5 protein-coding genes are annotated in these 8960 nt (G+C 62.0%); all 5 read right to left on the bottom strand.

The window, feature by feature from the left end:
* Nucleotides 1-133 precede the first annotated feature (133 nt).
* Nucleotides 134-2233, bottom strand: coding sequence for a BatA domain-containing protein (locus OXI69_09260; protein MDE2666328.1), 2100 nt, complete (start codon nucleotides 2231-2233; stop codon nucleotides 134-136).
* 32 nt (nucleotides 2234-2265) lie between these two features.
* On the bottom strand, nucleotides 2266-3186 hold the full coding sequence (locus OXI69_09255) for a DUF58 domain-containing protein (GenBank protein ID MDE2666327.1): 921 nt from the start codon (nucleotides 3184-3186) through the stop codon (nucleotides 2266-2268).
* Between the two features lie 33 nt (nucleotides 3187-3219).
* Nucleotides 3220-4191: an AAA family ATPase gene (locus OXI69_09250; GenBank protein ID MDE2666326.1), complete on the bottom strand. Its 972-nt coding sequence runs from the start codon at nucleotides 4189-4191 to the stop codon at nucleotides 3220-3222.
* A gap of 223 nt (nucleotides 4192-4414) precedes the next feature.
* A complete protein-coding gene (locus tag OXI69_09245) occupies nucleotides 4415-7069 on the bottom strand; it encodes a tetratricopeptide repeat protein (protein ID MDE2666325.1) in 2655 nt (884 codons plus the stop codon).
* A 257-nt stretch (nucleotides 7070-7326) separates the two neighbouring features.
* Complete coding sequence (locus tag OXI69_09240; protein MDE2666324.1) at nucleotides 7327-8403, bottom strand: hypothetical protein; 1077 nt, start codon at nucleotides 8401-8403, stop codon at nucleotides 7327-7329.
* Nucleotides 8404-8960 lie beyond the last annotated feature (557 nt).

Here is an 8960-nt window from a genome sequence, read left to right as displayed (position 1 = left end):
GGGAACCTCCATCGGCCCTCCGGGTTCGGGCGGAACGGCACCGTCTTCGTCGTCGCTCCTCCTCGCAATGAACGGCATTGGCTCGTCTTCGCTCCTGGAATCCGGCGCCATTGCGCTCCGAAAGATGGCAACCCTATTTCTGAGACAGAACACTAGAATACCGGTTCGCCAGCAAACTCTCAACCAACAACACCAGACAGGCGATCAGTACCAGGTACCACCAGAGGTGCTGCCGGTTTTCCAGGACATGGCGCCGGTCGACGGAGGTTGGCTGTCGCGGAGCCGCTCCTTCCTGGCTGGCTATCCGCGGCAATTGCGCCAGGAGTTGCTCCGGGTTCGGGGCTCGCAAATCCGATTCCCGAGGGTCCAGATTGGCAGCCAGCAGGTTCTCCGTCTCCTGCACCCGGAATCGGTAAAAGCCCGGTTCGGTCAGTTTCAGTGCGGACCGGTTTTCACCGAACGGATCCTCCAGGGGGATTTCCCGGCCGGAGGGCTCAACCACAGTCCAGGTATGTGCGAATGAGCGGCCGGAGGTCGAGAGCGTCGCCAGCGCCTTGGCCCATTGGGGAGCCAGGGATTGGAGCGCGACTCTGTCTCCGACCCTGTAGGCTTGCGGGGAGGGCCGGAAGCGGGCAGCGTATCTGACCATTTCCTGGCAGAAGGGCAGGAAAACCGACTTCAATGGGAGTTGGTTCCAGTTTCGATCCAGGGATGAAGTGAACAGCAGCACCCGACCCTTGCCGGACTGCCGCTCCATCAGCAACGGACTCCCATCCTGGAGGGCGGCCAGCACCTGGCTGTCTGCCAGGGGCTCCGCCAGGAAGAAGTCGGTGTAGGCGGTGGCCATGAAATAGGAATGATGGACTTCTTCGAAATGGTTGAAGATCGGATGGCGCTTCTGCAGGAGCCCGATGCGCTGGTCTTTGCCTCGGCCGGCGGCTCGGTACCGCTTCAGCAGGGTGGCGGGCAGGATCTCTTGAAGGCCCCCCAGGCTCTCGGCATGGGTTTGGCGGCCTGAAATCAGCAGCAGCCCTCCCCCCGATTTGACAAACTGGATCAGGGCCGAGGCCATCCCCGCTTGAATGGGGCCGTAGTTGTTCAGAATCACCGCGGCGTAGGAAGACAGCTCGGACGGTGGAATCCGCCCTGGTTCGGCCACCTTCACGTCCAGAGAGGAATCGGGACTGGCCGTCAAAGCCCGGTTCAGGTAGTAGTGATCCCGGCGGTCGGCCCCCAGGAGCAGGGTCTTCAGCCGAGGGGGAGGGGAAAGGGAACAGTAGGCGAAGTTGTCCTGAGGCAGGGCATCCTTGAACTGGAGGTGAAGTCTGGCAGTGGACTCGCCTCGGGGAACGGTTACCGACTCGAACCGGACCTGCCTGCTATCGTTGGGTTCCAGGCGGACTGTTCGGTTGCGGGCCGGCTGACCGTTGATCTCCAGGACCAGGGCCGAGTTCGTCGCCTGCCGGAGATGCTGGGATCGAATTTCGGCGGTGACGGCTATCCGGGAAGCGGAACGATTTTCGGGTTCGACCGTCAGGCGGCCGATCGAGACATTGGGCCCGGGAGCCTGCGCCGCCGGGTACGCGCGAAGCTCAACCCTGTCATCGATGGAGACGTTGGGCGATCCCGGTTGCCAACCCGACTCCTGAAAGTCGCTGATCCAATGGATCTCCGGGGATCCGTGCGGAGTCGCGGCCAGGAGTTGGCCCGCCAGCCGCAGCGCCGGACCGTAGTCGGTCCCGGCAAACCCCGGCTCAAGGGCGTCGATGAGCTTGCCGACCTCCCTGGGATTGGCCTCCGGCCGGTTGAGGAGGCGCGTGGAGTCCGAGAACAGGACCGTCTGGACCCGGTCTCCGGGACCCATGCCCCCCAGAATGGTTCGGGCTTGAGCCTGAGCCCGCTCGAAGCGGTCCCCGAAGCGCATGCTGAACGAGTCGTCCAGCAGAAGGATCAAGGATCGGCCGCCCGAGCCGGAAAGACCGACGGCGTCGGGGTCGGTAAGCAGTGGCCGGGCAATAGCCAGCACCAGCAGCAGAAGGGCGGCCATGCGCAGAAGCAGCAGCAGGGGATGTCGCAGCCGCTGCTTCCGAAGGGAGGCCTTGGTGGTGCGCCGGACGAACATCAACGAGCTGAAGAGAACCCGGCGTGAGGTTTCCCTCCGCACCAGGTGGACCAGGATCGGAGCTATGAGGGCGAGACTGCCGACAAGGAACAGGGGATTGAGGAATTGCATGGCGCGCCGCGGAACCGATGGGCCCTTCGGGCCTACCTGGATTTTTGCCTGGTGGACAGGTAGCGGTAGAGAGCCAGATCCAGGGGACGGGAGGTTTCCATGACCAAAAAGTCAACTCCCAAGGCGCCGCAGTGGTTCCTGATCTCCTGCTGATGGCGCTCGAGTCGCGCCAGATAGTCGGCTCGAGCCAGTGCCGGAACCATGATCAGTTTGCGGCGGGTCTCCATGTCCACCATTTGAACGGAATCGGAAAAATCGAACCGCTGCTCCCGGGGATCCAGAACCTGAATGACGATCACGTCGTTGCCCTGGGAGCGAAATTGGCGAATGCTCTCCGCAACCTCACCGGTCGGAGCATGGAGATCGGAAACCAGGACGACGATTCCTCGCCTGCGGATGGTCTCCGCCAGCGCCTGCAGCGGTTTCCCAAAGGCGGTTCCGGCATCGGCTTTTGCCTTGTCGATCAGGTGCAGCAGGCTCGAAAGGTGCTCCCTGCGGCAGCGGGGGGGCAACTGGTCCACCAGGCCTGCGGCGAAGGTGGTCAACCCCACTCTGTCCCGTTGGCGCTGGGCGAAAAAGGCCAGGCTGGCCGTGAGATAGCGGGCGTATTCCATCTTGGAGACGGAACCCGAGCGATAGGCCATGGAGCCTGAGATGTCCAGCAGCAGGTAGACGTTGGTGCTGGTCTCACCCTCATATTGCTTGACGTAGTGCCGGTCGGATCGGGCATACACTTTCCAGTCGATCTGGCGGATGTCGTCTCCCTCGATATATTGACGGTACTGGGCGAAATCCACACTGAAACCCAGATAGGGAGATCGATGCAGGCCGGAGATGAATCCCTCCACGACCGTTCGCGCCACCAGCTCCAGGTTGCTGATTCTGGCCAGGACGGCGGGGTCCAGGAAACGCAGCGGGGTGTGTTCGGAGACCGTCCCAGCCTGGGGAGTCATTGGACTGCCTCCATTGCGGGTGCCAACGCCGGCCTACAAGTCCGAGGCCGGCGCCGGCACGGCTTCGATCAGCTTGCGAATGACCGCGTCGGAGTCCACTTGTTCCGATTCGGCGTGAAAGTTGGTGAGGATACGGTGGCGGAGGACGGGAGGCGCCAGTTCTCGGATGTCGTCCACCGACACGTTGTAGCGGCCCTGCAGCACCGCCTTGGCCTTGCCGCCCAGGATCAGGAATTGAGAAGCGCGCAGGCTGGCGCCGTAGTTGACCCAGGACTTGATGAAGTCGGGAGCGCTGGGATCGCTGGGACGGGAGGCCCGGACCAGTCGAACCGCGTATCGGGCCACCGAATCGGCAACGGGAATGCGGCGGACCACGCGCTGGAATTCCACGATGTCCGCCCCTCCAATCAAAGGCTGGTAGCGAATGTCGCGCAGGGAAGTGGTGTCCTTCACCACCTGGATCTCTTCCGACTCCGAGAGATAGTCGATCAGAATGTTGAACATGAAGCGGTCGACCTGGGCCTCGGGCAGGGGATAGGTGCCTTCCAGCTCAATGGGGTTCTGGGTGGCCAGCACATAGAAGGGTGGCTGGAGGTCATAGGTAACACCCTGAACCGTCACGCTGTATTCCTGCATGGCCTCCAGCAGGGCCGACTGGGTCTTGGGAGGGGTTCGATTGATCTCGTCGGCCAGAATGATGTTGGCGAAGATCGGCCCCTTGACGAACACCAGGGTGCGCCGTCCGGTGGTGTGATCTTCCTCGATGATGTCGGTGCCGGTGATATCGGCCGGCATCAGGTCGGGTGTGAACTGGATCCGATTGAACTTCAGGTCCAGGACCTTGGCGATGGTCTTGATCAACAGGGTCTTGGCCAGGCCCGGCACGCCGGTGATGATCGAATGTCCTCCCACAAACAGGGAAACCAGGACCTGATCCACCACCCTGTCCTGTCCGACGATCTCCTTGCGAATCTCCCGCAGGATGTCCCCGTGGGCCCGGCGCATCTTTTCCAGCAATTCCACCTCGGAAGAGGCGGGTAGGCCTTCCCCGGGGGTGACGAGGGTTGTTTCCTGGGCAGATTCAGGATTGATGGACATGGAGCTGATTTTGTAGCCCGCGGGATTCCACGCTCAAGTGACCTGGGCGGGCTCGGGGGCAAGCATCCCGGCTGTGGTCCGGCGGCCTGTCAACCCCGCTTGAGTCGGACGGCCCGGATAATTCAGGCACCTATTCCACCAGGGTCAACAGTAGTTCCTGAGCCGGCTCATACCCGGGGGCGACTTCCAGGGAGGAGAGAACCTCGGATTTGGCCTCGACCCGCTGACCGAGGCGAAACAAGGCCCGGGCAAGTTGGTAGTGAGCAGCCGCCCTGTCCGGGGGCTGAAGCGCCAGCAGGGCCCGAAACTCTCGCACCGCCATGGCCGCTTCTCCTGTCCCCATGAAGAGATCACCCAACTGTTGGTGGGTCTCCCGGTCAAAGGGGTAGACCTGGATCGCCCGTTCCAGGACCGCTGCAGCTTCCTGCGACCTTTCCTCCTCCGCCAGCCAGGTGGCCAGGGTAGTCAGCGACTCCAGATCGGCGCCATGGATGTCGGTGAGCTGCCGAAGTTCATCGATGGCCGCCTCGTTCTGGCCGCGTTGCCGGTAAATCCGGCTGAGTTGGCGGTAAGGGCTGTCCGAACCCGCATAGGCGGGGAACACCGACTTGGCGCGGCTCAACAAGGGAATGGCTGCGTCCTCTTCTCCGCGCTCTCGATAATATCCCGCCATTTTGAGGTTGGCAAAAAAATTGTGGGGCTGCTCGTCCAGGAGCGCTTCCAGCCGTTCGGGAGAATTGATCAGCTCCTTCTGCCCCAGGAGCTGGAAGTCGACGTGCTCCAGGGCGCCTCCCAGGATCGATTGCATATAGTCCTGAAACTGGCGATCGAAGTCCTCGGGAGACAGATCCAGCACCTGCCGGAGCACATTCTCCAGAGAGGCTTGTCGACCGAAGCCTTCCAGCATGGCCAGGATCCTGGGAAAGCCGAAGCGCGCCTCGATGAATTCGCAGGCCTTGCCGGCCTGGAAGTAGGAGAGGGCGACCTGACCGGGGAACTTGGGGCGCAGAAACCCGCCGTTCAGTTCCCGGATGGGAAGCAGCTTCCCCTGCTGAACGTACTTCAGGGTCTGCAGGTCCAGTCGGTCCCCCCAACCGGGCATGGCACGGTGTTCCTCCATAACGGAGATCCCCTCGCTGAGCCAGCGGGGGACGTGGTGGTCGGTCATGCCCAGCGTGATCACATGGGCGAATTCGTGCCACAAGGTGCTGGCCCAGTTGAACTGTCCCCGTGGGCGTGCCTTTGGGGAGTCCATGACGATGCCGGGACCGAAGCAGACCCCCAGGGCGCCCAGACCTGGAACTCCCAGCGCACGCACGGCAAAGTCCTCGTGGTTGGGGTACATCTCGAAGTAGATCGGCCCGGGGGGGCTGAATCCATACCTGGTCGAGAGCGCCCCGTACGCTTTCTCCAGCAACGGGGGAACGTAGTGGCCCAGCAGGGCCGCCTCCTCCCGGTGCAGCTTGAGGCTGAAGTGGGGCGTGGTCAGCTTCTCGAAGTTCACGAAGCTGTCCAGGAGGCGCAGGGTGTTGACGGTCCAGAGATTGAAGGGATCGACCTGATAGGCTTTTTCCAGGATCTCCTTGGCCTCGGACTCGCGTCCGATCCTCAGCAGGTTGACCCCCAGGTCGGCGTAGGCGCTGAAGAGATTGGGATTCAACCGGATGGCCTGTCGAAAGAACTCCACCGCCTGGCGGTAGAGCCGCTGGGTCACGCAATATCGGGCCAGATGCCGGTAGAGGTTCCCGTATCGCGGATTGAGTTCCAGCAGGGCCTGCAGGGCATCCTCCAGGGCTTGCTCTTCGCCTCGGGCGTAGTGCAGAACAGCCTGGAGGGAGCGGGCCTTCAGGGATCGGGGATTGATCTCCAGAGACTGGCGAATTCTCCTCTCGGCCGCCTCGAAATCCTCCCGGTCGATGGCAATCTCGGCCAGGACCGCGTGGGCCGGCTCCAGGTTGGGATTGACTTTCAAGGCTTTCGTCAGCAGCGCTTCCGCCTGCTCGGAGGGTCCACCGGCGAGGGTGAGCGCCATGCCCAGCAGGGCTTCCGGAAGGTTGGGATTGATCTTGAGCGCGGCCTTGAAGCTGGTCGAGGCGTTGGCCGGATCGTATTTCTCCAGGAAGAGATTGCCCCAGGCAATCTGGGTGTCCAGGTCGTCAGGTGCGGCCTGGGTGGCCCTGCGATAGTAGCGGTTGGATTCCCGGTACTGCTGCAATTGCTGCAGAGCGATCGCCGCCAGGCCGAGGTCTTTCCCATCCTGGGCCTCGATTCGTGAATACAGTTCAAGCAGGAGGCTGCGGCTTTGCGGAGACTGTCCCTGCTCCTCGAGTATTCGGGCCAGCTTCAAGTCGGCCCGGTTGCGGCAATTTACATTGTGCCGGGCCTTCTGCAGGGACTGGCGCGCCAGTGGAAACTCTCCCCGCCGAGAGTAAACCTCCCCCAGCAACAACTGCAACTCGCAGGAATCGGAGCGATCCTCCAGGAATCGGAGAGCCTGTTCTTCCACCGAACGGTAGCGGCCGGTGGCCAGCATGGTTTTCAGCAGGCCCAAGCGAGCCCGCAGGGAAGCAGGGGGCGCCGACTCCGCCAACTCGCGGTAGAGAAGCAAGGCTCTCTGGTAATCGCCGCTCAGGAAGGATCGGTCGGCTTCTTCCAGATTCGGGGTGAGGCCCGGGAGCGGCGCCGGCAGCCAGAGAAAGGCGGCAATGACGAGGGCGGTGAGCAGGGAAGCGCCGAGAGTCTTCGCAGGCGGCCGGGCGCAGGACGAGGAGGGTATTGCGTTCAAAGTCCGAGCGTTTTTCAAGAATTCGGAATCGGGCATGAGATAGAGCCGGCACATTTGATGCGCAGCAGACTCCAGCATTCTCCACAATAAGCACAAGCCGGAACAGAAACCACAAAAAGCACAAGAGTCACAAAACGAGTGAGCCTTTTGCAATCCGCAGAGCTGCACGACGAATTTTGCAAAAGGCTTCGAGTTTCTTGATTTCGAGTCTTGCCGATCGGAGGGTTCTTTTTGTGCCTTTTCCGGCCGGAGCCCGGTCAGCGTTCGGTTTGCTCCCGAATGGTTCGTGCGGTGCGGGCCAGTTCGACCAGCAGTGCCTCCAGTTGTTCCTGATATTGTGCGGATGGGAGAGCCGCCTTGCGGGTCCTGAGTTCCCTCAAGGAGGACTCCAGTTCGAGCTTCCTTGTCCGCAGGGCCTCCAGCCCAGCCGGAGCCGGGCCGGACGCGGCTGCCGAAACGGCCTCGATCGGCTTGGCCAGAGTAACTTGGCCGGCCAAAGAGCCCTCGCCGCTTCCGAGGTCCGGCAGGGTTGAGCCGACGCCGTCTCCGTTGTCGTCCAGGCGGGCGTGCTCGGTCGCCAGCCGGTTCTTGGCCGCGTACCACTCCTTCACCTTGCGATGGGTGAAGGAATAGGCTTCCAGCAGAGAGACCTGCCGGCTCTTGTCGGTGTCGGCCTCCGGGTTGTGGAGAGACTCGACGAAAAATCGGGCGAAGACGGTTTCGTTTCCCTCGTGCCCGTTCTTGGTGGCCGTGAGGATGACGCGGTTGCCGCGACTCAGCTTGGGGATGAGGGCGCCGCTGGCCGGCGTGGTGCACACCAGCACGATCCGTTGCGCCGGGAACCGGTCCAGGAGGGAGCTCAGTTCCTCTCCGGTCAGATCCGGCCCTCTCAGATTGTAGCGGTAGTCGCTGCCGTCGAAGTTTCCGTGTCCCAGCAGCAGAAGGAACAGCAGGTCGTCGGGTCGAACCCTGGATTCCAGCTCGCCGATCACCTGCATCAGAACCGATTTCACTGCCCGGCCCGTGGCCAGAGAAGGATCCCGCTTCGGGTCCTCGGCCAGAAAGAAGAGATTCTCCCGAGGCCATTGCAGAGGGCCCTTGAGCGTTGCGACCACTTTGGAGGACCACTCCCAGAAGCGGTCGGCATACTCGCCGCCACCCGATGCCCCGCTGACCACCACAGCATAGCGGGAGGACCGCTGCTCCGCCGGGGACCACCCCGGGCAGACGAAGGCAAGCGACAGCAGCAGGATCGAAAGCCTCACCAACGTCCCCCGTTTCGGGGCGCGCCACCGGGCGCACTGGGAAAGAGTGTCGATCTGCTGCTTTTTCATTTCGTTCGGCAAATTTCTCTTCCCAGCTTCACGCTAAGCCTGGACCCTTGAAATACTTGAACAATACTGCCCCCGCGCGGGCAAATCATACGAAAATGAAACCGGGGCTACTTACGAACCTCGGAGTCTGCCCCCCACCGGTTCGACTACGGGCTGGATCTCCTGGGAGTCTGCGCCGTAGAGCACTTTTGAGGTCTTCAAGTGGACCACAGTCCCTACAACAGACAGTTAATCCATGACTATAGGGATAGTCCCCCTGTTTTCTGCAACATATCAACTGTTTCAGGGAGGATTTTCCCTGAAAAGTTTTCTGTGGCGCAGGCTCCTAGGTGGCGATTTCGCCGATTCCGTCCCCCCCACCGGTTCGACTGCGGGCGGGGCCCTTGTCTTGTGCAATCCATTCATGGTTTACACAATAAACCGCAAACATGGTTTACACGGTCAGTCTTCTTTATGTGTGGCTAAGCATATCTCCCAGAGGGTGGATGGGCAACGAGCGGGAGTGCTCCGCAGGGAGGGCGGAGCCCGACCGAAGGAGCACTCCCGGCTTCACTCCC

It is taken from the genome of Acidobacteriota bacterium, from assembly GCA_028875575.1.
In the GTDB taxonomy this organism is placed as follows: Bacteria; Acidobacteriota; Terriglobia; order Versatilivoradales; family Versatilivoraceae; genus Versatilivorator.
The sequence above is the reverse complement of the archived record's forward strand: the minus strand, read 5'-3'. Positions and strand labels throughout refer to the sequence as shown.